The sequence below is a fragment of the Mesorhizobium sp. M4B.F.Ca.ET.143.01.1.1 genome (assembly GCF_004792275.1).
GTDB classification, from domain to species: Bacteria; Pseudomonadota; Alphaproteobacteria; order Rhizobiales; family Rhizobiaceae; genus Mesorhizobium; species Mesorhizobium abyssinicae.
This window is the reverse complement of record NZ_SRSR01000391.1, coordinates 1-279: the sequence shown is the minus strand read 5'-3', so window position 1 is coordinate 279 and position 279 is coordinate 1. Positions and strand designations below refer to the sequence as shown.

The 279-nt window shown below is 59.9% G+C and carries 1 pseudogene; it reads left to right on the top strand.

From position 1 onward, the window contains the following. Positions 1-279: pseudogene (locus tag EN786_RS37480) on the top strand (tetratricopeptide repeat protein); the annotation flags it as partial.

Here is a 279-nt window from a genome sequence, read left to right as displayed (position 1 = left end):
CCAAGATATTCGTCCTGCAGGACGAGGTGATCGGGCGCATCGTCGAGGCGCTGTCGGTTCGGCTAACGGAAGGCGAGAAGGCCCAGATTGCCCGCTTGCCGACCCGAAATCTCGAAGCATACGACTTCTACATCCGCGCCGAGCAGAATGCGTATACGGTCGACTTCAGGCCTCTCGGGGAAGCTCTGTCCTTGTATCAAAAGGCCATCAAGCTCGATCCGGCGTTCGCGGACGCCTATTCTGGATATGCCCGGGCCACTGTGGACGTGCTCGGCTTCG